At 35.7% G+C, this 263-nt stretch carries 1 protein-coding gene; it reads left to right on the top strand.

The window, feature by feature from the left end:
- Positions 1 to 64 precede the first annotated feature (64 nt).
- On the top strand, positions 65 to 263 hold a 199-nt coding region (locus AAEY57_RS20245; RefSeq protein WP_350608691.1), incomplete at its 3' end, for a GIY-YIG nuclease family protein.

The raw sequence follows: 263 nt of genomic DNA, 5'->3' as shown, positions 1-263 counted from the left end.
GCTTACCCATTTAGCTATTCGTCATAAAATGATTGATATAGACGTTTCGTACTAACTATAATTTATGTCTGAATTCGATCACGTACATTTTCTCAAAACGCTATCAAGTGAGCCGGGCGTATACCGCATGCTTGATAGTGACAACCAAGTTATTTATGTTGGTAAAGCAAAGCATCTAAAAAAGCGTGTGAGCAGTTACTTTAGAAGTAACATTACCGATAGCAAAACACGCGTTTTAGTGAGTAATATTTGTAACATTGAAG

Origin of the sequence: Pseudoalteromonas sp. MER144-MNA-CIBAN-0113, assembly GCF_040308965.1 — a bacterium.
GTDB lineage: Bacteria > Pseudomonadota > Gammaproteobacteria > Enterobacterales > Alteromonadaceae > Pseudoalteromonas > Pseudoalteromonas tetraodonis.
This window is presented reverse-complemented; position numbering and strand designations above follow the sequence as displayed.